Genomic DNA, 22,620 nt, shown 5'->3' on the forward strand with positions numbered 1-22,620 from the left:
TATTTACTTAAGAGAGGAAAATAATATTGGTCAATAAACAAACAGCAACCTGCCTTGTTGATGGTCAAGTATATGCCATCAGTGATGGGCTTTTCTTAAGTGATCTGGAAACTAAACTTGTCAATATCATCAAAAATGATTATCCCAAGGCCACTAAGAACAGTTTTATCTGCAATTCGCATTTATTAAATTATCGGCTTGAACGGATGCGACGCCAACAACGCCAAGATGAGCGGGCACATGAAAAGATCAACCGCAAAATGTCGCAAGCGTTGGTCAAGGATGATTTTCAACTGACCGATGTTTACGACAACATGGAAGCAACGAACACATTCGGCGAACGAATTGCTGACGCGGTTGCCAAGTATACCGGCTCATGGCCGTTTATCATCATCTTCTCCGGCTTCATGGTGGTTTGGATGATTCTCAACACTGTGGGCATCTTTGGCCATAAGTTTGATCCGTTCCCGTTCATTTTATTAAACCTCTTTTTGAGTATGGTAGCAGCATTACAGGCACCGCTCATTATGATGAGTCAGAACCGGGCGGCTGAGTATGATCGACTCGAAGCCAAGAATGACTATCATGTTAATCTTAAGTCGGAAGAAGAGATTCGCTTACTTCATTCCAAACTGGACCACATTATTGCCGATGACAACCCGAATTTATTTGAAAGTCAGCGCCTGACAGTTGAGGTTATGGGCGAAATGGTCAACCAGTTGACGGAAACCCGCCAACAGCTTGAACTACTTAAAGCCAGTCAGGATGAAACCGACAAGGCCGTGCACGAGGAAAAATCGAAAAAATAAAACATCCCTATTTGGCGTGGCATGTGATGCCCACTCACCAAGCAGCGGATGTTCTTTTTTACACCAAATTTTCGGATAACCATCATTTGTCAGTGGATTCAGCGCCACTGTCACCGACTTGCAGATGATACATTTCATAATAGCGACCATGTTTAGCCAATAAGGATTCATGCGTCCCACGTTCGACAATTCGCCCGGCATTCAGTACCAAAATAAGGTTGGCATCCTGAATAGTCGAAAGACGATGGGCAATGGCGATCGTCGTCCGTCCCTGTCGAATACGCCGCAAGCCCTCCTGAATCACTGACTCGGTTTCTGTGTCGATATTGGCAGTTGCCTCATCCAAGACGAGAATCTTGGGATTCGTCACAACCGTGCGGGCGAATGAAATGAGCTGCCGTTCGCCGCTGGAAAACTCGCTCCCGCCTTCAATAACCTTGGCATGATAACGATCCGGTAATTTGTTGATGAAGCGATCCGCCTGAACGAATTCTGCCGCTTGCTGAACCTGCTGATCCGTAATCTGATCATTGAACAAGCGAATATTGCTACTGATATCCCCATAAAACATGAAGGAATCCTGCAGCACCAAACCAAGCTTCTTCCGCAATTCTTCCATCGGGTAATCACGAATGTCGACATCATCAATCAAAATCTGCCCTTTGCCAAACTCGTAAAAGCGCATCATGACATTGATAATCGAACTTTTACCTGATCCGGTATGCCCGACTAATGCCACCGTCTCACCGGGGTTGGCGACAAAACTGATATCATGCAGAATATCGTGCTTACCATCATAAGCAAAACTAACGTGACGGAATTCGATTTTCCCTTGCTGAATCACCGCATGGGCATTAGGGTGCTGTGCAGGCGCGTATTCTTTGCTGTCCAAAATCCGGAAAATTCGGCTGCCGGCAACCACCCCGTCTTGTAGAAACGAGAGACTATCCATCATGTTCACCATCGGATTGAAGAAATTGGCAGTATACGTGGTGAATGCGTATACCAAACCTGCTTCGACGTAACTATGCATGGAAATCAGCCCGAACGTCCACAAAACCGCAATCAATGCGAATGAATATAACAAGTTGATCACAGACGACAGCAGCAAGGAGTTCACTCGAATCATGGCCTTACGAGCATCCAGGTATTCCTGATTAGTTGCCTCAAACTCACGGCTGATCCGATTCTCCTGCCGAAATTGCTGAATAATGCTGATGCCTTCAATCGACTCATTTAGCTGGGTATTCAACTCGGAAAGCTTTTCGCGCATGTGCCGATAAACTTTGGAACTATACGTGCTGTAATACCAGACGACCACTAGCAAAATAGGTAAGAACGCCGCCACCAACAGGGCAATTTTAGGATTAGCCGCAAACATGACAGCAAAGCTACTGATGACCGAGAACAAGCCGACAATGACCGCTAAAATAACGTTCCAGAAATCAGAAAAGGTCATGGTATCATTCGTGACCCGCGAGACAATCGAGCCAGCCGGTGTCTGATCAAAATACCGCATGCCAAGTGTGTGCAGTTTGGCAAACAACTGCCGCCGTGCATCTTCAAGTCCGCGTTCAGCGCCCATGTTGAATAAAAAGGTCTGGAAGAACTGAAAGACGGCTTTGACCAAGGTGGCGAATGCATATAAGACCGCAAACAATAGGAGAATTTTGACGGTCGCACTTTGATTCGCCAAATACCGATCCATAAAAATCTGCAGGATCTTTGGCAGTAAGACGTTCATACCTGCCAATAACGCCGCAGCAACTATCGCACCGATGAATTGACGTTTGTACGGTCGGGTAAAGCCCATGAGTCGACGCATAATCTTAATCTGTTGCCGCACCGGGATACTTTTAGACCATGCACTTTCGTAACCTTTACTTGCCACGTACGTCACCTTCCTCCGCTGCTTCCATTTCCTGCTTTGCCCACATTTCGGCATACCAACCATGTTTGGCCAACAATTGGGCATGTGTACCACGCTCAATGACTTGGCCGTTTTCCAAAACAATAATTTCATCGGCATGCATCACTGAGCTCAAGCGATGAGCCGCAATGATCGTTGTTTTATGCGCGCGATCACGTTTCATGTTGGTCAGAATTTCTTCTTCGGTTTTCGCATCCACTGCTGACAAGGCATCATCCAGGATCAACAATTCAGGCGCATTGATGACCGCTCGAGCGATGGCCAAGCGTTGTTTCTGTCCGCCAGATAAGCTGACGCCTTTTTCGCCAACCAAGGTTTCATAGCCTGATGTAAATTTTTTGATATCATCATGCACCGCACTTTCCTTGGCGGCATTTTCTACGTCTTGCTGGCCCTTTTCAAAGGCGGAAAAACGAATGTTGTCGGCTACTGTGGTTGAAAACAAAAAATTGTCTTGCGGCACATATCCGATCGAATCAAGCAGCGCATCGAGCGAATAATCTTTGATATTATGGCCGCCAAACTCAATGAACCCATCGTAATTATCGAATTCACGCAACAGAAGTTTGAAAATCGTACTCTTGCCGGCGCCGACCTTCCCGACAATCCCGAGCGTGTTGCCTTCCAACAAGGTAAAATGAACCCGACTCAAGGCCACTTGCTGATCATTGGGGTAACTAAACTTGTTGATCTGATACCGGATATTACCATGCGCCGGCGTGGTAATCGCGTCTTTGGCTTCGAGAATCGTCGAACGTTCCTGAAGCAGTTCGTTGACCCGATCATAGCTGGCATTCCCACGTTCAAGAATGTTAAACAGGCGGCCAATTGCAAACATAGGCCAGACTAACGCCGAAACATAGGTCACAAATGAAACTAACTGGCCAATTGAAATTTGCCCGTGCACTACTTGCCAGCCGCCGTAAATGATCGTAATGACATAAGTAAGCCCCATAATCAGACTAGTCGTCGGATCAAACAATGCATCAATAAAATTAACCCGGCGATTAATTTGCACGGTTCGATCGACAATCCGGTTAAAGTCGGCGGTATCCTCTGCTTCCTGGCCAAATGTCTTGATCACTTTGATGCCGCTGACACTTTCCTGCGTTTTATCATTCAACCGCGAAAATGCCGCCTGCGACTCGGAAAACGCCGCATGCAGTCTGGTGCCTAACTTACGCGCCATCACGGCCAGCAGAGGCATCGGCAAAATCGCCACAATCGTCAGACGCCAATCAACGACCAAAATCATCGCGATAATGGTCGTGCCTCCGGTAATGAACGAATCAAATAAGGTCAAAATTCCGGCACCAGCCACGTTTTGCACCGCGTTTAAATCATTGGTAGCATGTGCCATCAAATCCCCGGTGCGATGTTTTTGATAAAAAGTCGCGTCCATTTTCATAAAATGCCAAAATAAACGGGTCCGCAACGTGCGCTCCAACTTTACGGCCCCGCCCCAGATTGCATTCCGCCACCCATAACGGAAGAGATATTGCGCAATCCCGGAGAACAGCAGCAGCCCCAGCATAAGGGCAAGATAATCGCCTGTCAGCCGTGATTTACTCATTGCATCAACCAGATCACCGATGACCTTTGGCGGAATTAAATTAACCAACGCGACTAATAGTAAAAAAGTCACACCTAACAGATAACGCCGCCACTCCTGTTTGAAATACCACCCTAATTTTCTAAAAATTCCCACAACCATGCTCCTTAAATTGCCAGCCTGATTCGCGCGTTCAGAAACAGGCTTTTTGCTTTATGAAATAAATGACTTATGTTTTCTCATAAGCGCCGTTAGTTATGAATATTCTCTCATGATAGCACAAACATCGTTAGGACGCGAAAACGCGATGACAGAAAAGATCTCTGTCACCGCGTTTCCTTAGCAATTACTTAGCATTACGTTGGGCTTGTTTCATTTGCGCCATCATTTGGTTCAGTTTCTTAGCAGATGGCTTTTGCCCCATTTGCATCATCATGGTGCGCAGCATGTCTTCGTTCACAGGCGGATTATCTTGAAAATACTTTTTCATATATGCCCGTGCGCCGAAGAATCCGCCTGCCAAGCCGACCAGTAACGCAATGATCCCCACAAGTATTGTGATTAGCAATGTGCGGCCTCCTTCAAGTTTCATTTCTCATTGTACTAAAGCGCTTTGTTGTTGAAAAGACTAATCTTTTCGCCAACCATGTTCGCGTTGAATTTTTTGGACTTTCTTGCTGGTAATTTCATGTCCTTTTTTATCAAAAACCTGCGTGTGCTCGATTTGATCGCGTAAACCGGCACGAAAATCTTTTAAATAAGCTTCACGTAGCTGTTGACGTTCGATTTTTTCCTCAGGTGTCAACCCTACGCTACGATCTTTCTTGGCTAATTCATTGATCCGATCCAGTCGTTCTTGTGGTTGTTGTGCCATCATGTTGCCCCCTAAGTTTTACTAGCATCACTTAATTTAGTTGAACCGCGTGGTAGTGATAATTTGCGGCTTCATGATCAGGATACGGCGCATTTTGTAACATCGCAACATATTCTGCGGCACGGCGCCGAGAAGAGAAGGCTTTGAGCAACTCGATAGGTGCCAAGCGGTCCGCGTAGTAGACAACATAAATCAACTGATCGTTCATGAGCCTTCACCTCGAGTCTGTCGTGGCGCGGTGATCGAGTGTTTTTTCTCTGGTGTGGCGAAGTTGGGCTAGAAATTTCGATGAGTCTCATAACGCGTTCACCGGCGCAGAAGTCTGCGTGTAAGGACCTTGGTCGCAATGGCCAAAGCCCGGCCATTACGCCCAAGGCCACTTACACTCCGACTTCTAAACGCGCCGGTTCACGCTCAAAACAAAAAAAGACCGTTTCCGGCCTTTTCCAAGATTAACGACGCTTTTCGCGGATACGTGCTGCTTTGCCGCGGAGTGCGCGTAGGTAGTAGAGTTTTGCCCGACGAACTTGGCCGTGACGGGTGACTTCAATCTTTTCGACCCGCGGGGAGTGTAATGGGAATGTCCGTTCCACACCGACACCGTTTGAGATTTTACGAACAGTGTAGGTAGCGGAAATGCCAACACCGCGACGTTTGATTACAACGCCTTCAAAGAGCTGAATACGTTCGCGTTCGCCTTCGACAATCTTAGCGTGGACGCGGACGTTATCGCCTGCACGGAAGTCAGGAATATCGTCGCGTAACTGTTTCTTGGTAATTTCTTGAATCAATGGGTTCATTGGTCTTTCTCCTTTGCCGACATTCATAATCATCCCGAACAGCGGAATGCCGTTGATATGTGACGTATCACAATCAATAAGTTTAGCATGTCCGGTGATGCGTGTAAAGATAAAATTCTTTACAAGATTGTCCAGCCACTATGCACCGACACAACAATACAGATTCCGCCAAAAACGTCCTATCATTTCGCGCTTTATTCTCAATCGGTATCCTCTGTGTTCTGTTCGAAAGCGTTCAATCGTCTTTCTGCTGCTTTTGTGGCCTCTTCTGTTTTAACCTCGCGTAACAGTTTTTTGGCGGCATCATCAAGTTCGACCCGCTCAAGCAAATCCGGTCGCCGCAGATAGGTTCGGCGCAGGCTTTCCTTTAACCGCCAACGGGCAATCAGCTGATGGTTGCCATTTTGGAGGACTTCAGGCACCTTCATACCGCGATATTCAGGCGGGCGGGTGTATTGCGGGTACTCGAGCAGGCCATTTTCAAAACTGTCGGTGTGGGCGCTTTCGTCATTACCCAAAACACCTGGCAAAAGCCGGACAATGGCATCAATCATGACCATTGCCGGCAGCTCGCCGCCGGTTAGGACATAGTCGCCAAGTGAATATTCATCGGTGACAAGTGTCCGAATCCGTTCATCATAACCTTCGTAATGCCCACAAATGAAGACCAGGTGGCTTTCTTGCGAGAGTTCCCGGGCGGCTTGCTGGTCGAACTTTTTGCCTGCCGGATCCATCAAAATAACCCGCTTAGGCCCCGGATGGCGTTGATTGACCCCATCCATGGCCTCAAACAGCGGTTCCGGCTTGAGCAACATGCCAGAACCGCCACCATAAGGCGTGTCATCTACGTGATGGTGTTTGTCATGGCTATAACTGCGATAATCAACCACATCAAAGTTAAGCAGGTGGCGTTCAAGCGCCTTCCCGATCATGCTTTCGCGCAATGGCTCAAACATATTTGGAAACAAGCTTAAAACGTCAATCTGCATCGTCAATCAACCCTTCCGGCACGATGACGTGCGCTTCCTTGCGTTCCAGATCAATCGACTGTACCACAGACTTTAAAAACGGCAACAAAATCTCACTTTTACCGGCGCGGGGAATTACCCAGACATCATTAGGACCGGGGCTGAGAATCTCACTGACTTTGCCGAGTGTCTGACCATGCTCATCAATCACCGTCAAGCCGATAATATCTTTATAATAATAGCTACCGGCTTCAAGCGGCTGTAAGGCAGCATCCGTGACCTGCATTTTTTTCCCTTTGAACGGTAAAACCTGGTTAATATCCGTATAGCCTTTAAACGTCAGCATTGTGAGGCCTTTATGTTCGCGAACCGATTGAATCGTCAGCGCCGTTTTGGGCGAAGTCGCAACATAGACCGTCTTCCCCACCTGAAACCGCTGCTCCGGAAAATCCGTCGTCACAAGCACACGGACTTCACCGCGGATGCCATGGGTATTCACAATCGTGCCAATATCATAATACTCGGGCATACATTTCCTCCTTATGTCTCCACCAGTCAGGTCAAAATAAAAAGACCGACGCGGTATGCGCCAGCCTTTTTATTTTGTATGCGGCGCATCCAAAATATTGAGCCGCACCCGCTTATCGTACGGGCTTTTAACACTGTATACAATGGTTCGGATTGCCTGGGCAACCCGGCCCTGTTTGCCGATCACGCGGCCGACATCTTCAGGCGCAACAGCCAGATCAAAGGCCATATACTCGCCTGTTTCATGCGCCGTCACCTTTACGGCTTCTGGCTTGGTAACCAGCGGGGTAACAATGGCTTTGATCAAACTACCGATATCCACCATTTAAGACCGCCTTTATTTCTTAGCAAAGCGCGCTTCGTGATACTTCTGCATGATGCCCTTGCTGCCAAGCAAGTTACGTACAGTATCTGAAGGTTGTGCGCCTTTTTGAAGCCAATTCAAAATATCTTCTTCATTTAACTTTAAATCGACTGGATTAGTCAACGGGTTGTAATAGCCCACGGCTTCGATGAAACGACCGTCACGCGGCGAGCGTGAGTCTGCTACAACGATCCGGTAGAAAGGCTTACGCTTTGAACCCATCCGCTTTAAACGAATTTTAACTGCCACTAAGTCCACCTCCTGCTCATTTATCAACCTTGATAGCATAGCAAAAAAAAATTAAGCTGTAAAGCCTTTTTTCTTTACACGGAAAATTGTTCGGCTTATGAATGGAATCGCTTGGCCTTTTTAAGCCGCTTCTTCTTGTTGCGTTTTTGCTTGCGGACCATGGAGTTCATCGCCATTTTTCCTAGCTTACCGGAAACACCGCCACCCATGAGCCCGTCAAGACCCTTCATATTGCCTTTGCTCATCTGGTTCATCATTTGTTTACTTTGGTTGAACTGCTTGATCATTCGATTGACTTCAACAACCGGCCGGCCGGAACCACCGGCAATCCGCCGCCGCCGACTCGGATTCAGCAAATCCGGATTTTCCCGTTCCTGCGGGGTCATCGAATAAACAATAGCCTTCATGTGGGCAATGTCCTTAGGATCCATTTTGACATTTGCCAGCGCCTTATTATTCGCCATCCCGGGAATCATCTTCATGATGTCCTCAAGCGGCCCCATTTTGCTAATTTGATCCATCTGATCGAGGAAATCGTTAAAATCAAACGAATTCTCACGGATCTTCTCAGCGACTTCCTGAGCTTGCTTTTCATCATAGTTCTTTTGGGCTTTGTCAATCAGCGTCAGCATGTCACCCATGCCAAGAATCCGATTGGCCATCCGGTCCGGATAAAAGACATCCAAGGCGTCCATCTTTTCGCCTTGCCCGATGAACTTGATCGGCTTGCCAGTGACCGCGCGAATTGACAGTGCTGCCCCGCCACGGGTATCACCATCCAACTTCGTCAAAACAACTCCGGTAATATCCAGCTGTTCATTGAAGCCTTTGGCAACATCAACCGCCGCTTGACCGGTCATGGCATCCACGACCAGCAAAATGTCATTCGGATGCGCAAGTGCTTTGATGTTCTTAAGCTCGTTCATGAGCTTTTCATCAATTTGCAATCGGCCAGCCGTATCAATGAGCACGTAATCGTTCTTGTTTTCTTTGGCGGTGGCCAAGCCTTGCCGCACAATTTCAGCCGGATCGGTATCGGTGCCCATCTCGAACACCGGCACATTTAGTTGCTTGCCGATGGTTTGCAGCTGATCAATCGCTGCCGGTCGATAAACGTCGGCCGCGATCAGCAAAGGCCGCGCCTTCTCGTTGTCCATCAAATACTTGGCCAGCTTGCCGACCGTTGTAGTTTTCCCGGCCCCTTGCAACCCAGCCATCATAATAACGGTTGGAATATGCGGCGCCTTGTTCAGCGGCACCGCGGCCTCGCCCATGGTTTTGACTAACTCGCCGTTGACAATCTTAATGATTTGTTGGGCGGGGGTCAGGCTTTCGAGTACTTCTGTACCAACTGCTTTAGTGCGGACGTTTTTGATGAACGTCTTAACCACATCAAAATTGACATCGGCTTCCAGCAACGCCAGCCGAATTTCCCGCATGGCCTCGCGAACGTCGCTTTCACTGACCTTGCCTTTACGCCGTAATCCGCTAAAGGCTTTCTGTAACCGTTCCGATAATCCTTCAAATGCCATAGTATCCCCCTGCTATTTCGCGGTTTGATCCGCGACTCGTTCTAATAATGTGCTCAAAGCCTTGTCGTCCGGGTAATGGGCGCGGACATAGCCCACCAGCGCATCCACTGCCTCATTTTGCGCTTGGTAGTTGGCAAAAAGATGCAGCTTCTTTTCATATTCTTCCAAGCTAGCTTCGGTTCGCCGAATATTGTCGTAAACCGCCTGGCGCGACACGTTAAATTCAGTCGCAATTTCACCCAGCGAATAATCATCACCGTAATACAAAGCCAAATACGCATGTTGTTTATCCGTTAATAACGGGCCATAAAACTCAAACAATGAGTTCATGCGATAATTTTTTTCGATTTCCATCATGTCATTCCTTTGATCCCATGATTGCCGGTACATCAGTTCTCCGGCCGCTTGAACATGGTCCTTGTATAAGGATACCGGTATCGTTGGAAATGGTCAATTGTCACCGGAAAATAGTCAGCGCATCTCACGGTCCAGCACGTTTATAAAAAACGGCAACCTAGACGAGCGTTCATTAAGTATTTAAAATGTAATCGGTTACAACCGCCTTATCGTCATTTAGGAAAGGACAAGATTTCACATGCAAAAAACGGATCTAAAAATGACAGCAGCTGGTTTTAAAACTACCGATGATTTAGTTGACGCTACCATCAATCTGCTTGATGAGAACGACTATCACTTTCTGGCGATCGCACTAGCGCAAGAGCTGGTGTATCATCGTAGCGACCAAGATAAAGTGACGTTGATTAAAGAATATGTCCAACTTGTGTAGATATAGAGCTACATTCGCACATTGTCTGTTCTCTAACAGGACGGATCTACGAAAGCGGATTCACATTTCCAGTTTTGCCTCATTTCGTGGTACACTGAACATGTGAAAAATTGGAGGGAAGAATATGGTCGCAACCTTTATTTACTGGGCCGTGTTTGCTGTCCTTGCTGCTTGGGGATTGTGGAGTTTGGTTTTCTCATGTGTTTACCTGAGCAACCATGAAAACGGCAATTTATGGTTCTTTGCTATTATCAACACCATTTTCGGTCTTTTAGGCTGGTTATTTGCGTGGATCATGAGCAATACGGCATGGCAACAATACTGGTTTGCAAGTAAAGTCCAACCATCCGCTTGGTTCACCTACCTGCTAATCGGCTACCTTGTCTTGGTTATCTTACAAGTCATTTTTGGCCGGGAAAAGAAAGTCCAGACAGCCTAAATCATCAACGCGCTGGATTGACGCACCTTAACGCGTTCGCCGGAGCAGGAGTCTGCGTGTAAGGACCTCGGTCGCAATGGCAAAGTTCGCCATCACGCCCAAGGCCACTTACACTCCGACTCCTAAGCGCGCCGGCTCACGCTCATATAAAAAAGCGTTGCACTTGAACGAACAGGTGCAGCGCTTTTTTTCAGTTCCTTTGATTGCCTTGAGTTAGGCTTTTACTTCAATCAAGCCCTTAAACAGGCCGGTCACGAACTTTGTTGGATCAAATGCCTGCAAGTCATCCATTTTTTCGCCCAGCCCCACTAACTTGACCGGTACATGCAGCTCATTGCGGATTGCCAAGACAATGCCGCCTTTGCCAGAGCCGTCTAGCTTGGTTAACACAATGCCGGTAATTTGGGTCGTCTGGTTAAACTCTTTCGCCTGATTCAGCGCATTCTGGCCGGTCGTGGCATCCAGCACTAACAAGACTTCTTGTGGCGCATCCGGCAATTCGCGGACGATCACGCGTTTAATCTTGTTCAACTCATTCATCAGGTTGACTTTGTTTTGCAAGCGGCCAGCGGTGTCGACCAACACCACATCATAGCCTTTTTCTTTTGCCCGCTTAACACCATCAAAAACAACGGCTGCGGGATCGCCGCCTTCTTTCGTGGCCACCACCGGCACATCAACGCGGCGGCCCCATTCTTGCAATTGCTGAATAGCGCCCGCTCGAAAGGTATCGGCTGCCACTAGCAAGACGCGCTTGCCTTCTTCTTTGAGCTGATGCGCTAGCTTGCCAACAGTGGTCGTCTTGCCGGCGCCATTAACACCCACAAACAGAAAGACAGTTGGCCCTTCTTCGGCAAAGTGGATCTGGTTATCTTCACCTTTACCGGCCTCACCATACATATCTACCAGCTTCTCAACGATAACTCGCGAAACGGCCTTGGGATCCTTTGCATTTTTAAGCTTAACTTCTTCGCGCAATTCATCGCTCAACCGAACCGCTGTTTCAAAACCGACATCTGATTCGATAAGCATCTCTTCAAGGTCATCGAAAAAGTCTTCATCCACCGTCCGAAAATTGGCAAATAACGCATTAAGCTTTTCGCCAAAACTACTGCGGCTTTTCTCAAGACCTTCGTCATATTTATTTTCTTCAGGCGTTTCCGGCTCTTCCCCGGTGAATGCCTTTTTAATCGCATCAAAAAGTCCCATTAACTTGTCGCCTCTTTCTGTGATTGATCCAGACTGACTGCCATAATCCGACTCACTCCGGATTCCTGCATGGTCACGCCGTACAAGACATTGGCCGCAACCATCGTGCCGTGACGGTGCGTGATCACGATAAATTGGGTCGCGCTGGCATAATGGCGTAAGAACTCGCCAAACCGGTTAACGTTGACATCATCCAGTGACGCCTCAACTTCATCCAAAATCGAAAATGGTACCGGACGGACTTTTAGAATCGCGAAAAGCAACACAATCGCGGTTAACGCCCGTTCGCCACCTGACAGCAATGACAGTCGCGTCAGCTTCTTGCCAGGCGGTTGTGCGGAAATCTCGATCCCGGTTGCCAACAGATCATCTGGATCAGTCAAGCTGAGATGGGCATGCCCACCGCCAAACATTTGCGGGAAAATCGCTTCAAACGCACTATTCGTCTGGTCAAACATATTTTTGAATCGTGTTTTGACGGTTTCATCCAATTCGTGCATCGTCTCTTCAAGCTGCTGTTTAGCGGCCAAAAGATCGTCTTGCTGCTTGGTGAGAAATTCGTAACGCTGATTCACCTCTTTGAACTGTTCAATTGCATTCAGATTAACCGGCCCTAGTTCATCGATCCCGCGTTTCAAGAGCTTTAACTTGCTCTTTAATTCGGGAATCGGCGCGTGATCCGGCGCCACGGCAGCTTTGGCCGCTTCGTAAGTGAGCTGATAATCCTCGGCTAACGTGTTCAGACGAGCATCCAGGCCCAACTTCACCCGGTTAAGGGCCACCGCCTGTTGTTCGGAGGTCGCCATCGCCTGATGCTGTTGTTCATAGGTCGTTGTAATTCTGGCAGAAATCTCGCTTAACTTGCCACGATTGGCCGCCTTGGTTTGAGTCACTTTGGTTTGCTCGGCCTTCAGCTGCTTCAGTTCCTCTTGTAACTTGGCAATCGTAGCTGTACGACTGGCTTTTTCAGCCGCCGTTTCCTTAGCCGTGGCCGTAATGTGCTCAATGCGTTGCTGGAGTTCAGTAATTTGTTCATTTGCATCCCTGGCCTGCGTTTGCCATTGCTGATGCTGATCATGCAGCGTCTGCAAGTCATTGGTCACCACGGCCAGCTTCGTCTTCAACGCATTTTCGGCTGCTGCTTGCTTCGACCGGGAATCGGCCGCAGCGGCAGCGGCAGCTTTCAGTTGTTCAATTTCTGCCTGAGCCTCTTCGATGTCACGAGCAATTTTTTTGCCAGCTTGATGAAGCTCGGTCATTTTAGCACTCAAATCAGCCTGAGCCGTATTAGCCTGTTGTGCGGCAGCCAACTGTCGCCGCGCCTGCCGTAGCGTCTCTGCCTGCGCAGTGTGCTGACTGGTAATGGCCGTTAGATCGGCTGCTAACGCCTGAGACTGCGCCTGAGCGTCTTGCCATGCAGTTTGGGCGGTGTTCTCCTGCTTGGTCAGTTCGGTCAAGGCGGTTTGCTTCTTTTTGAGATCTTCGACTAATTCCTGCAGTTGGGTTTTAAGATGGCGGGCTTCCTGATTGCGTGCCAGCGGTGAAGCTTGCCGGCCTTGCTTGACCTGGCCGCCTGTCAGTGAGCCACCTGGATTCAAAATATCCCCAGCCGTCGTTACAATACGATAACGGTGATGAGTGGTGTTGGCAATGGTAATCGCGTGAGGCAGGGTGTCGACAATCAAGACACTGCCTAGCAGATTAGCCATCACGGACTTTAGATCAGCCGGATATTGGGCAAGCTGCAGCCCTGTACCTAAAAAGCCGTCTGCGCCTTTGACAAGTTGCAAAACCGCACTTGGCAGCTCACGTGGCCGCATCACAGCAGCAGGTAGAAAAGTCGCCCGCCCAGCCCGCTGTTGCTTTAACAGGCTGATGGCGCGTTGGGCCGCTGCTTCGTCGCGGGTGACAATGGCCTGTAGATTGCTACCTAAGGCCAAATCAAACGCTTGCTGGTAAGCGGTCGGTACTTCCAACAATTCAGCCACCGCACCAATCACCCCTGGCAAGGTTGCTTTATGCTTCAGCACAACCCGAACGCCGTTATAAAAGCCCGCATAGTCTTCATTCAATTCAGATAGCGTCTCATACCGTGCGCGTGCGCGTTGATAAGTCGCCATTTCGTCTTGATAAGTTTGCTGCTGGGCACTGCGGTTTTGTTGCAGCTGATTCAACTTGGTTTTAGCTTCTTCAACGGCAGTTTGTTGCGTTTCTGCTTTGGCCTGTAACTTTTGCTGCTGGCTTAACAGCGTATTGACCTTGGCCTCCTGATCCTGCGCCTGCTTGCTCAGCTCATAGATGCGCCGATCATGAGCCGCGTTTTGACTCGCCGCAAGTTGCTGGTCTTTTTGTAAGGCAGCCTGAGCATTTTTATTGTCCGCTTGGGTTTTCAACAGATCAATATAGTGATTCTGGACAGACTCCAACTGACGATTCAAAGCAGCCGGGTCTTGGCTGGCTTGCTTTTGTTGGGCCAGCTGTTCCTTGAGGTCTTGCTGTTTTTTCTGGGAGGCATCAAGCTGCTTGGTTAAGTCGGCCAGTCGCTGATTTGCCTCTGCTAGCGCCTGCTGAGCGTGGGTCAACCGATCTTTTAAATCAGCCAAGGCTGCCGCCGCGTTGGCCGAGCGTTCGCTAGAGAGGTTCGCTTCACCGCTTAGATTTTCCAGCTTCATCGAGCGACTCAAGACCTGGTCATTCAGCTGGTTCAGCCGTTCTTCATGCTGATGATCCACCGCACTCAACTGTTCGGACTGATTTTCCAGATCCTTAACCTTTGCCGTCAGCGCCGCAATGGTCGCCTTGGTCACTTTGGCTTCACCTTGGGTCTTCTCCTGCTCCGCCGCTAGCTGTTCGATTTCCAGCGCCAAAAGTGTTTGGTGAATCTTCTTATAGTCAGCAGTTTGCTGCTGATAGTCCTTGGCCAGTGAGGCTTGCTCTCGCAGTGGTTCAACCTGATGCTTCAACTCGACAATAATGTCATTAATTCGCGCCAGATTATCGTCATTGCTGGCTAATTCGCGCTCAGCTTTGGTTTTCTGTTGCTTATATTTATAAACGCCAGCGGCTTCTTCGATGATGCCCCGGCGTTCTTCTGGTTTGCTATTAAAAATCGCTTCAACCCGGCCTTGCGAGATAAACGAAAAACTCTCACGCCCCAAGCCGGAATCCATGAACAGATCGACAATGTCCTTCAATCGAACATCTTGATTATTGAGCAGAAATTCCGAGGTGCCATCGCGATACAATCGGCGCGTCACCGAAACTTCGGCTGGCTGATTTTTGAGATAACCATCGCTGTTGTCGAAGGTCATGGTAACCGCCGCACGATTCAAAGCAGGTCGGCTGTCCGTACCTGCAAAGATAACATCACCCATTCGCTCGCCGCGCAGGCTTTTGGCACTTTGCTCGCCTAATGCCCAGCGAATCGCCTCGGTGATGTTACTTTTTCCACTACCATTTGGCCCAACAATCCCAGTCAGACCGGATACAAAATCAATTTCGGTTTTATCTGCAAATGATTTGAAGCCATTAATGATCAAACGCTTTAATTCCATGATGACCCCATTCTAGTTCTTACTTTTTCAAGCGGGCTAAAGCCGCCTTGGCTGCAGCTTGCTCAGCCGCTTTTTTATTCTTACCGAACCCGGTCCCTAATACTCGGCCTTCAACTTCAACATCAACGTGAAATTGCCGTTCATGGGCAGGACCTTTTTCATCCAGGAGGTGATACACAATCGCCACATCACCATTTTGCTGCAGGGTTTCCTGTAATGCAGTCTTATGATCCTGGTTAGCCGAAAACTCACCGGCATCAATCTTAGGAAAAATGATCTGTTCGGCAAATTTGATATTGGCTTTACGGCCTTGATCCAAGTACAAGGCACCGTTAAATGCTTCAAACAAGTCTTCCAGCAACGTCAATCGCTTGCGGGCACCGGCTTTTTCTTCACCTTTTCCCAGCTTAATATAGCGATCAAAATGCGCCTCTTTTGAAAACGCCGAAAAGGCTGCAGTTTGAACCGCGGCAGCACGGATACGGGTCAGATCACCTTCCGGCTTATCCGGAAACTTACGATATAGATAGTCAGAAACGGTCAGTTCAAGCACCGCGTCACCAAGAAATTCAAGTCGCTCGTTATCTTTTAACCCTAATTCTTTGTGTTCATTAACATACGAGGAATGCGTGAAGGCTTCATCCAATAGACTGAGATCGTGAAATTCAATCCCATAACGCTGACGCAATTCACTCACAAACTCTGAGGCAACCATGAAGAGCCCTCCTTTTTATCACCTTCTAATTATACAAGAGCGCACCAAAAAAGACACCTGCGATTGCAGATGCCTTTTAGAGGTACTTTGACTAGTTCTTCGCTGTGCTGGTGCTGGTAACAGCAATCTTAGCCCAGTTCAGGTTGTTAGCCGAAGCATAGTCAACGCTAGCATTCTTCACGCGCTTGTTAACCGGGAAGATTTGCTGACGATACAGTGTTGGGATAACAAAGGCTTCATCTTGGGCGTATTCTTGCCATGCCCGGAAGGCCTTGTTCCGATAACTCTGATTCATTGCCTTTGAGCCATCAATGTCATTTAACAATTGCGTGTTCTTGTCCGAAACGAAACGCGTGTAGTTAAATGGTGCCTTTTGTGAGTAGAGATCCATTGGTGATGGGTCAGATGACAATTGCCATGCAGCTTGATAAACATCGACGCTCTTATCATCCTTCTGAACCTTGTCATAGAAGGAATTGAATTCCATTGGACGACCGGTTGTTAACTTGACACGTAAGCCGATCTTCTTCCATTGCTGAACATAATCTTGAGCCAACGGTGTAGCCGTTGAACCACCGGCCATGGTAGCAAAGTTAATAGTCAACTTCTTACCATTCGGATCGGTCCGATAACCATCTTTGCCTTTCTTGTAGCCAGCCTTGTCAAGTAAGCTATTAGCTTTCTTGATATTAAGATCATAACCCTTGAGGTCAGCATGAGCTTTACCAAAGATAGGAGGAATCAACGTTGTTGCACGAGAACGGGTACCATTGTAGAACTTAGAAGCAACCTCATCATTGTTGAGCGCATAACCCATGGCCTGACGTAGGCTCTTGTTGGCCATCTTTGCCTTAGGATTATAAACATTTTCGCTCTTACTATCGTCCCATTTACCTAACTTAAAGCCGATGTAAGTATAAATCAGACCTTGACGACCTAAGTTTTGATAACCCTTAACACTCTTCCAATCGTTCCATGTATCAGTTGGCATTTCATAAACCAGATCGTACTTGTGATTTTTAAGCGCAGATGCACTGGAAGCAGAAGAAACATTCTCAAAGGTGATCTTGTCCAATTTAGGCTTGCCATTCCAATAATACTTGTTAGGCGTATATTGAACGCTTTGGCCTGCAACAATCTTGCTCATCTTGTATGGGCCAAAGAAAAGCGGATGCTTACGAATCTTGTCGCTTGATTCCAGCTTATCGAAAGCCACGTCATGCAAGTAGTGATAAGGTGCGGCACTTTCTAGGAAGTAACCATTGCCGGATGTGTTGAACGAAGGTTTCATTTCCTTGAAATGAATAACCAGCGTGTCGCCATTGTCACCTTTAGGCATGGTTAATCCAGAAATCGAATCGGCTTTACCTTCATGGTATTCGGTTAAGCCTTCAATATTCTGGAGAGATTCAGTATAACGTTGACTCTTGGTTGCTTTGTTCGCAATGATCTCGTATGCATAAACCAAATCACGTGCAACAACCGGTTGGCCATCCGACCACTTGACATTTGGCTTAATCGTTACAGTGACTGTTTTGGCATTATTGTCTTGCTTCAATGTGGCAGCACCTTTGTTGTTGAACTTAAAGGTGCTGTTGTAAGCAAAAAGACTTTCAGCCGCAGGATACATATAATCATTATCATATGCATCCGTATAAAGCTCCTCGTTGAAAACCCCCTTAAATGGTGAGTCGTCAACGACACCGACATTAAGAGTACCACCCTTAATTGCCTTTTTGGTGTTGTTATAAGAGATCGGTAATTTCACAGCCTTATTAGATGTACTTGAGCTGGAGTTCGAACTCTTACTGCCACAGGCTACCAAGGTGATGGATAAAGCGGTAGCGAGCGTGATCATTCCGAGCACAGAACGCTTTTTCATACTTTTTCCCCCTTCCGCGCCGTCATCGCAATATGTAAGCGAGGCAACGCTTCATGTGAGTTAAATGATAGCATAATTAGAGCGGAATGGCCAATGTTTCGCCACAAATTTTTCTTTTTTTCTTCAAAAATAAAGAGCCACCCAGTTTTGTCTGAGTGTCTCTTCATGAAATTTCAGAAAAAGTAAATCAACTTAACCACGCCGCTGCCGTGAATCCGCCGCGCGCCGCAAAGCCTGGCCCACAAAGTTAATTGATAGTGACAGTGTCAGCAAGACCAGCACTGCAGGGAACCAAACCCACCAACGATCAAAGATCAAATCAGGATTTGAAGCGTAACCGATTAAGGTCCCCAAACTAGGTGTATCCATTGGTAGCCCAAAGCCCAAGAAAGAAAGTGCCGTCTCAATCCCAATAGAACTGGCAATCGTCAAGGTTAAGTCGGTTATAATCAATGAACTTATATTTGGCAAAACACCGGTAAACATGATTTTGAAGTTCGATGTTCCTGATGTTTTTGAGGCCATGACGTATTCACTACGCGCTTCCGATAGCACTAACGAGCGCATTAGTCGAGTCGTGGTCATCCAGTAAAAAGCAGACATAATTAAAATGATGCTAATAACGTTATACTGCGGAACGATGGTGACTAACACAATGATAACTAGCAACGACGGAATAATCATCCAAAAGTCAACTAGTCGCATGATCACAGAATCGATCCAACCACCGAAATATCCAGAAATTGTTCCAAGCACGACGCCAACAAACTCGATGATTAAAGCAACGGAAATCCCGATAGTAATTGAGTTGCGGGCAGCAAAGAACAAATATTTGAACATATCCCGGCCACCTTCATCGGTTCCGAGAATATACCCATTGACACCAGGTGCCGTATAACGATCCATGATACTAACCTGTGTTGCACCGCCAACGTTAAACAGCATTGAGCCAATAAACGCAGCTAGAATAATGGCTACCGCTAAGAATAGTGAGACCACAGCAACCCTGTCTTTGCGGAATTCGTTCAGAATCACCTTGAAGTTAGAAGGTGATTGTCCAATTTTTGTGGTGTTAGCCGCCACTTCATTTGCATTGTTTTGCATAAACTTTCCCCACCTTCTACTCGATCCGGATCCGCGGATCCACGATACTCATGATGATATCTGACAGTAAGTTACCAAGCAACGTCAGGAAGCCGAACAAAAGCACCAGCGAGATAACCACCGGATAATCACGGCTGGTCATCGACGAAACAAAGAGTTGACCCATTCCAGGATAACTGAAGACTGTTTCCAAGATGACGGAGCCGCCCAGCAGGCTGGTAATTTGATTACCCATGAACGCTGCAATCGGCAATAAGGAATTACGCAAAATATGTTTATCAAAAATAACGCGGGCCGGCACACCTTTAGAACGAGCGGTCCGAACAAAGTCCTGGTGAGTATTATCGATGACCCCGGTACGCAGATACTGAATCGTACTTGGCGTCGTGATAATCCCCGCGACTAACGCCGGTAGAATCATGTGATAGATCCGATCCCAGACATAGCCCAGTGTTCCCGGATTATACGTTGACGACACACTCCCGCCGGTTGGGAACCATTGTAAGAAGAAGCCGAAGAAAATGAGCCCTAACAGATAGAAAACAAATGGTGGTACGGCCATCAAAATGAAGGATGCAACCGAAATTGCAGAATCTCGTTTACTGCCTTCATAACGGCCGGCAATCACACCGGCTGGAATGGCGATAACATAGAGAATCACCGTTGACATCAATGCCAGCCAGAATGTGTTCACAGCCCGTTCACCGATCAGACCAGTTACCGACCGTTTATAAACGAAGCTCTGACCCAAATCACCATGGAACATGTTGCCAACCCATTTGACATATTGAATATACCACGGGTCATTCAAGCCATATTGTTGACGTAAGGCCGCCATCTGCGCTGCGCTTTGCCCTTGCTGAAAATTACCGGATAACGGATCCCCTGGCATCATTTTCGACAGGACGAAAACCAGCACACTCAGTAAAATCAATTGCGGGATCATGATTAAGATCCGGCGTAGAATTGTTTTCCACATTAATCATGCACTCCCTTCATCGTTGAATCTGGCAGCGCAACGTAATGTGTATCGGAAATCTTCTGGAGATCCAAAACGCGGCCTTCCTTTGAATAATATTTAGATTCCTCTTCTTTAAAAATGCGTTCAACTTCACGCCGATGCTCTTTGTTCTTTTCCCGATCGTCAGGGTTAACATCAGGAATCGCGGATAAAAGCCGTTGCGTGTAAATATGTTGCGGATGGTTATAAATATCTTCGCGCGTTCCGATTTCAACGAAGCGGCCACGATGCATGATCGCCATCTTTTTACACATGTGCTTCACAACGCCCAAGTCATGTGAAATAAACAAATAAGAAATGTTGTACTCTTCCTGAATGCGTTTCATAAAGTTCAGCACTTGCGCTTGAACGGACAAATCCAGTGCCGATACGGGTTCGTCGGCGATAATCAACTTAGGATTCGTCGCCATGGCCCGGGCAACCCCGATCCGCTGACGCTGGCCGCCGGAAAATTCATGCGGATACTTGTACAAAGCATCACTCGGCATCCCAACGATATCCAGTAATTCCTGAACACGATGACGCTCCTCGTCTTTGGTCAGGTTCTGAAAATTACGAATCGGCTCAGCAATGATATCTTCAATGCGCTTACGGGGATTCAGGCTGGATAGCGAATCCTGGAAAATCATCTGCACGTCCTTGTTGTACTGCATGTGCTTGCGAACGCTGCGCTTGGTGATGTCCTGACCTTTGTACATGATCGAACCGGACGTCACCGGCTCCAGTCCAACAATCGCTTTGCCGGTTGTCGATTTGCCTGAACCGGACTCGCCAATCAGGCCATATGTTTCGCCTTGCTCAATGTCAAAATCGATCCCATCGACTGCCAGCACGTGATCTGTCACCCGGTTAAAGAAGCCGGAACGAATGGGATAATGTATTTTTAGATTTCTAACTTCAATCATTGCCATAATTACTCACCTTTTTCAGCCGCTCGGTCGTCATCCGGGAAATAGAAGTCTTTGTAGCACGTGCACTGAACAAAATGATCAGGTGCGACTTCATGCATGGTCGGATGCTCTTCGTGAGCAGATGCCGGAATCCATGGAATTCGGGGAGCAAATCGGCAGCCTTCCATCTGCATATTCTTCAATGACGGCACCACGCCTTGAATAACGTGTAACTCGTCATCATCGGAGTCGGCTTGCGGCATCGACCGCAACAGACTGCGCGTATACGGGTGGGTCGGATGTTTGAAGACATCCATCACTGAGCCACTTTCAACAATCTGTCCCGCATACATCACCGCCACGCGATCAGCGGTTTCGGCCACAACGCCGAGGTCATGGGTAATTAAAATAATGCCGGAATGCATTTCCCGCTGAATGTCTTCCAACAAATCCAAAATTTGTGCCTGAATCGTGACATCCAAAGCGGTAGTTGGTTCGTCGGCAATGATAATCGGTGGTTTGCAGGCAATCGCAATCGCAATGACAATCCGTTGCCGCATCCCGCCAGACAGTTCATGCGGATAAGAACGTGCCGTCCGTTCAGGATTAGGAATTCCAACTTGATTCAGCAGTTCCAGCACCCTTTTATCACGTTCTTCTTTGTTCATCTTGGTATGGTAAACCAGCGTCTCTTCAATTTGCTCGCCAATCCGCATCAACGGATTCAACGCAGCTAACGGATCCTGGAAAATCATGCCAATATCCTTACCACGAATCCGATCAAAGAGGGTTTCATTTAACCCGACCAGATTCAGGTTGTTATACAAGATATCACCGGTCACTTTTGTATTACGCGGATCATGAAGCCCGATAATACTGGTTGCCAAAGTACTCTTGCCGGAGCCTGATTCACCTACAATCGCCAGAATCTCATCTTTTCGTAACGTGATGCTGACATCATCGACAGCATCATAAAAAGCATCTCCAAGTCTGAATCCGGTGTGCAGATGTTGCACATCTAGCAGCAAATCTTCAGGTTTATCCAAACGAACTCCTCCTTTGCGTCCTTGACGCAAGATTAAAACAAGATGAGATTTTCGAAATAATTGTCTCTAAGTATAAAGAAATTATAGTGGTTATGCAAGCCAAAAATGCGTCCCAACGCCATTGAAGCGCGAAATTTACGAATAAATCCATCAATGATTCGTGCACAAGGATGGCGAGCTTTAAAGAAAATCGAGCATCCTCAACATGATGCTGCAAGCAGATCATATCAGAAAATTCGGTTTGTTTGAAGAAAACGTCCTTTATAGTCTGCGTGCGGCTCGTAAAAACGAAAGTGAGTCGCGCTCACCATAACGCGCTCCCCGGCGCAAGAGCCTGCATGTAAGGATCTTGGTCGCAATGCCATTA

The 22,620-nt window shown here is 47.5% G+C and carries 23 protein-coding genes; 3 read left to right on the forward strand and 20 right to left on the reverse strand.

What is annotated here, in order from left to right:
- Window positions 1-26: 26 nt before the first annotated feature.
- Window positions 27-809: a DUF1003 domain-containing protein gene (locus LBCZ_RS07540; RefSeq protein ID WP_025012457.1), complete on the forward strand. Its 783-nt coding sequence runs from the start codon at window positions 27-29 to the stop codon at window positions 807-809.
- Between the two features lie 82 nt (window positions 810-891).
- Here LBCZ_RS07540 and LBCZ_RS07545 read toward each other — a convergent pair whose 3' ends face one another.
- The 12 genes from LBCZ_RS07545 to LBCZ_RS07600 all read right to left on the reverse strand — a co-directional run bounded on the left by LBCZ_RS07545 (window position 892) and on the right by LBCZ_RS07600 (window position 9,960).
- Window positions 892-2,700 carry an ABC transporter ATP-binding protein gene (locus tag LBCZ_RS07545; protein ID WP_025012456.1) on the reverse strand — a complete coding sequence of 603 codons (1,809 nt, stop codon included), beginning with the start codon at window positions 2,698-2,700 and terminating at the stop codon, window positions 892-894.
- A complete protein-coding gene (locus LBCZ_RS07550; protein WP_025012455.1) occupies window positions 2,690-4,447 on the reverse strand; it encodes an ABC transporter ATP-binding protein in 1,758 nt (585 codons plus the stop codon). Before LBCZ_RS07550 ends, LBCZ_RS07545 begins: the two co-directional genes overlap by 11 nt.
- Window positions 4,448-4,637: 190 nt before the next feature.
- Window positions 4,638-4,859, reverse strand: coding sequence for a YneF family protein (locus tag LBCZ_RS07555; RefSeq protein ID WP_010488061.1), 222 nt, complete (start codon window positions 4,857-4,859; stop codon window positions 4,638-4,640).
- Window positions 4,860-4,919: 60 nt separating this feature from the next.
- A complete protein-coding gene (locus LBCZ_RS07560) occupies window positions 4,920-5,165 on the reverse strand; it encodes a DUF896 domain-containing protein (RefSeq protein ID WP_010488059.1) in 246 nt (81 codons plus the stop codon).
- A gap of 31 nt (window positions 5,166-5,196) precedes the next feature.
- Window positions 5,197-5,373 carry a hypothetical protein gene (locus LBCZ_RS16115; protein WP_010488057.1) on the reverse strand — a complete coding sequence of 59 codons (177 nt, stop codon included), beginning with the start codon at window positions 5,371-5,373 and terminating at the stop codon, window positions 5,197-5,199.
- 244 nt (window positions 5,374-5,617) lie between these two features.
- The gene (gene rplS / locus LBCZ_RS07570; RefSeq protein ID WP_010488055.1) at window positions 5,618-5,965 is read right to left on the reverse strand and encodes a 50S ribosomal protein L19; all 348 of its coding nucleotides are present in this window, start codon (window positions 5,963-5,965) and stop codon (window positions 5,618-5,620) included.
- A 200-nt stretch (window positions 5,966-6,165) separates the two neighbouring features.
- Window positions 6,166-6,954: a tRNA (guanosine(37)-N1)-methyltransferase TrmD gene (trmD, locus tag LBCZ_RS07575; RefSeq protein ID WP_025012454.1), complete on the reverse strand. Its 789-nt coding sequence runs from the start codon at window positions 6,952-6,954 to the stop codon at window positions 6,166-6,168.
- Window positions 6,944-7,462, reverse strand: coding sequence for a ribosome maturation factor RimM (rimM, locus tag LBCZ_RS07580; RefSeq protein ID WP_025012453.1), 519 nt, complete (start codon window positions 7,460-7,462; stop codon window positions 6,944-6,946). Before rimM ends, trmD begins: the two co-directional genes overlap by 11 nt.
- A 69-nt stretch (window positions 7,463-7,531) precedes the next feature.
- Window positions 7,532-7,786 (reverse strand): KH domain-containing protein, encoded by a 255-nt coding sequence (locus LBCZ_RS07585; RefSeq protein ID WP_025012452.1) that lies wholly within the window; start codon window positions 7,784-7,786, stop codon window positions 7,532-7,534.
- Window positions 7,787-7,798: 12 nt separating this feature from the next.
- On the reverse strand, window positions 7,799-8,074 hold the full coding sequence (gene rpsP, locus LBCZ_RS07590; protein ID WP_003564756.1) for a 30S ribosomal protein S16: 276 nt from the start codon (window positions 8,072-8,074) through the stop codon (window positions 7,799-7,801).
- Between the two features lie 95 nt (window positions 8,075-8,169).
- Window positions 8,170-9,606 carry a signal recognition particle protein gene (ffh, locus tag LBCZ_RS07595; protein ID WP_039639084.1) on the reverse strand — a complete coding sequence of 479 codons (1,437 nt, stop codon included), beginning with the start codon at window positions 9,604-9,606 and terminating at the stop codon, window positions 8,170-8,172.
- 12 nt (window positions 9,607-9,618) lie between these two features.
- Entirely contained in the window at window positions 9,619-9,960 is a 342-nt protein-coding gene (locus tag LBCZ_RS07600; protein WP_025012451.1) for a putative DNA-binding protein, read from the reverse strand.
- 241 nt (window positions 9,961-10,201) lie between these two features.
- Here LBCZ_RS07600 and LBCZ_RS07605 point away from each other — a divergent pair, with 241 nt between their 5' ends.
- Together LBCZ_RS07605 and LBCZ_RS07610 are read left to right on the forward strand one after the other, a co-directional pair.
- Complete coding sequence (locus LBCZ_RS07605) at window positions 10,202-10,393, forward strand: hypothetical protein (RefSeq protein ID WP_025012450.1); 192 nt, start codon at window positions 10,202-10,204, stop codon at window positions 10,391-10,393.
- Between the two features lie 124 nt (window positions 10,394-10,517).
- Window positions 10,518-10,832, forward strand: coding sequence for a hypothetical protein (locus LBCZ_RS07610; protein ID WP_010488042.1), 315 nt, complete (start codon window positions 10,518-10,520; stop codon window positions 10,830-10,832).
- Between the two features lie 213 nt (window positions 10,833-11,045).
- Here LBCZ_RS07610 and ftsY read toward each other — a convergent pair whose 3' ends face one another.
- The 8 genes from ftsY to LBCZ_RS07650 all read right to left on the reverse strand — a co-directional run bounded on the left by ftsY (window position 11,046) and on the right by LBCZ_RS07650 (window position 22,253).
- Entirely contained in the window at window positions 11,046-12,041 is a 996-nt protein-coding gene (gene ftsY, locus LBCZ_RS07615) for a signal recognition particle-docking protein FtsY (protein WP_025012449.1), read from the reverse strand.
- Window positions 12,041-15,595 carry a chromosome segregation protein SMC gene (smc, locus tag LBCZ_RS07620; RefSeq protein WP_039639086.1) on the reverse strand — a complete coding sequence of 1,185 codons (3,555 nt, stop codon included), beginning with the start codon at window positions 15,593-15,595 and terminating at the stop codon, window positions 12,041-12,043. Before smc ends, ftsY begins: the two co-directional genes overlap by 1 nt.
- Window positions 15,596-15,614: 19 nt before the next feature.
- Window positions 15,615-16,310 (reverse strand): ribonuclease III, encoded by a 696-nt coding sequence (rnc, locus tag LBCZ_RS07625; RefSeq protein WP_010488038.1) that lies wholly within the window; start codon window positions 16,308-16,310, stop codon window positions 15,615-15,617.
- A 91-nt stretch (window positions 16,311-16,401) separates the two neighbouring features.
- Complete coding sequence (locus tag LBCZ_RS07630) at window positions 16,402-18,192, reverse strand: oligopeptide ABC transporter substrate-binding protein (RefSeq protein WP_025012448.1); 1,791 nt, start codon at window positions 18,190-18,192, stop codon at window positions 16,402-16,404.
- A 192-nt stretch (window positions 18,193-18,384) separates the two neighbouring features.
- Window positions 18,385-19,296 (reverse strand): ABC transporter permease, encoded by a 912-nt coding sequence (locus LBCZ_RS07635; protein WP_025012447.1) that lies wholly within the window; start codon window positions 19,294-19,296, stop codon window positions 18,385-18,387.
- Between the two features lie 16 nt (window positions 19,297-19,312).
- On the reverse strand, window positions 19,313-20,275 hold the full coding sequence (gene opp4B, locus LBCZ_RS07640; protein WP_025012446.1) for an oligopeptide ABC transporter permease: 963 nt from the start codon (window positions 20,273-20,275) through the stop codon (window positions 19,313-19,315).
- The gene (locus LBCZ_RS07645) at window positions 20,275-21,228 is read right to left on the reverse strand and encodes an ABC transporter ATP-binding protein (RefSeq protein WP_025012445.1); all 954 of its coding nucleotides are present in this window, start codon (window positions 21,226-21,228) and stop codon (window positions 20,275-20,277) included. Before LBCZ_RS07645 ends, opp4B begins: the two co-directional genes overlap by 1 nt.
- A 2-nt stretch (window positions 21,229-21,230) precedes the next feature.
- Complete coding sequence (locus LBCZ_RS07650; RefSeq protein ID WP_025012444.1) at window positions 21,231-22,253, reverse strand: ABC transporter ATP-binding protein; 1,023 nt, start codon at window positions 22,251-22,253, stop codon at window positions 21,231-21,233.
- Window positions 22,254-22,620: the final 367 nt, after the last annotated feature.

Source organism: Lacticaseibacillus casei DSM 20011 = JCM 1134 = ATCC 393, assembly GCF_000829055.1.
In the GTDB taxonomy this organism is placed as follows: domain Bacteria; phylum Bacillota; class Bacilli; order Lactobacillales; family Lactobacillaceae; genus Lacticaseibacillus; species Lacticaseibacillus casei.

What these genes read in the sequence shown, in the direction of transcription:
- opp4B (WP_025012446.1), bottom strand. Translation starts at nt 20,275, where the DNA reads ATGTGGAAAACAATTCTACGCCGGATCTTAATCATGATCCCGCAATTG.
- LBCZ_RS16115 (WP_010488057.1), bottom strand. Translation starts at nt 5,373, where the DNA reads ATGAACGATCAGTTGATTTATGTTGTCTACTACGCGGACCGCTTGGCA.
- LBCZ_RS07645 (WP_025012445.1), bottom strand. Translation starts at nt 21,228, where the DNA reads ATGGCAATGATTGAAGTTAGAAATCTAAAAATACATTATCCCATTCGT.
- trmD (WP_025012454.1), bottom strand. Translation starts at nt 6,954, where the DNA reads ATGCAGATTGACGTTTTAAGCTTGTTTCCAAATATGTTTGAGCCATTG.
- LBCZ_RS07585 (WP_025012452.1), bottom strand. Translation starts at nt 7,786, where the DNA reads ATGGTGGATATCGGTAGTTTGATCAAAGCCATTGTTACCCCGCTGGTT.
- smc (WP_039639086.1), bottom strand. Translation starts at nt 15,595, where the DNA reads ATGGAATTAAAGCGTTTGATCATTAATGGCTTCAAATCATTTGCAGAT.
- rnc (WP_010488038.1), bottom strand. Translation starts at nt 16,310, where the DNA reads ATGGTTGCCTCAGAGTTTGTGAGTGAATTGCGTCAGCGTTATGGGATT.
- LBCZ_RS07630 (WP_025012448.1), bottom strand. Translation starts at nt 18,192, where the DNA reads ATGAAAAAGCGTTCTGTGCTCGGAATGATCACGCTCGCTACCGCTTTA.
- ffh (WP_039639084.1), bottom strand. Translation starts at nt 9,606, where the DNA reads ATGGCATTTGAAGGATTATCGGAACGGTTACAGAAAGCCTTTAGCGGA.
- rimM (WP_025012453.1), bottom strand. Translation starts at nt 7,462, where the DNA reads ATGCCCGAGTATTATGATATTGGCACGATTGTGAATACCCATGGCATC.
- rplS (WP_010488055.1), bottom strand. Translation starts at nt 5,965, where the DNA reads ATGAACCCATTGATTCAAGAAATTACCAAGAAACAGTTACGCGACGAT.
- LBCZ_RS07610 (WP_010488042.1), top strand. Translation starts at nt 10,518, where the DNA reads ATGGTCGCAACCTTTATTTACTGGGCCGTGTTTGCTGTCCTTGCTGCT.
- LBCZ_RS07600 (WP_025012451.1), bottom strand. Translation starts at nt 9,960, where the DNA reads ATGGAAATCGAAAAAAATTATCGCATGAACTCATTGTTTGAGTTTTAT.
- ftsY (WP_025012449.1), bottom strand. Translation starts at nt 12,041, where the DNA reads ATGGGACTTTTTGATGCGATTAAAAAGGCATTCACCGGGGAAGAGCCG.
- LBCZ_RS07635 (WP_025012447.1), bottom strand. Translation starts at nt 19,296, where the DNA reads ATGCAAAACAATGCAAATGAAGTGGCGGCTAACACCACAAAAATTGGA.
- LBCZ_RS07560 (WP_010488059.1), bottom strand. Translation starts at nt 5,165, where the DNA reads ATGGCACAACAACCACAAGAACGACTGGATCGGATCAATGAATTAGCC.
- LBCZ_RS07605 (WP_025012450.1), top strand. Translation starts at nt 10,202, where the DNA reads ATGCAAAAAACGGATCTAAAAATGACAGCAGCTGGTTTTAAAACTACC.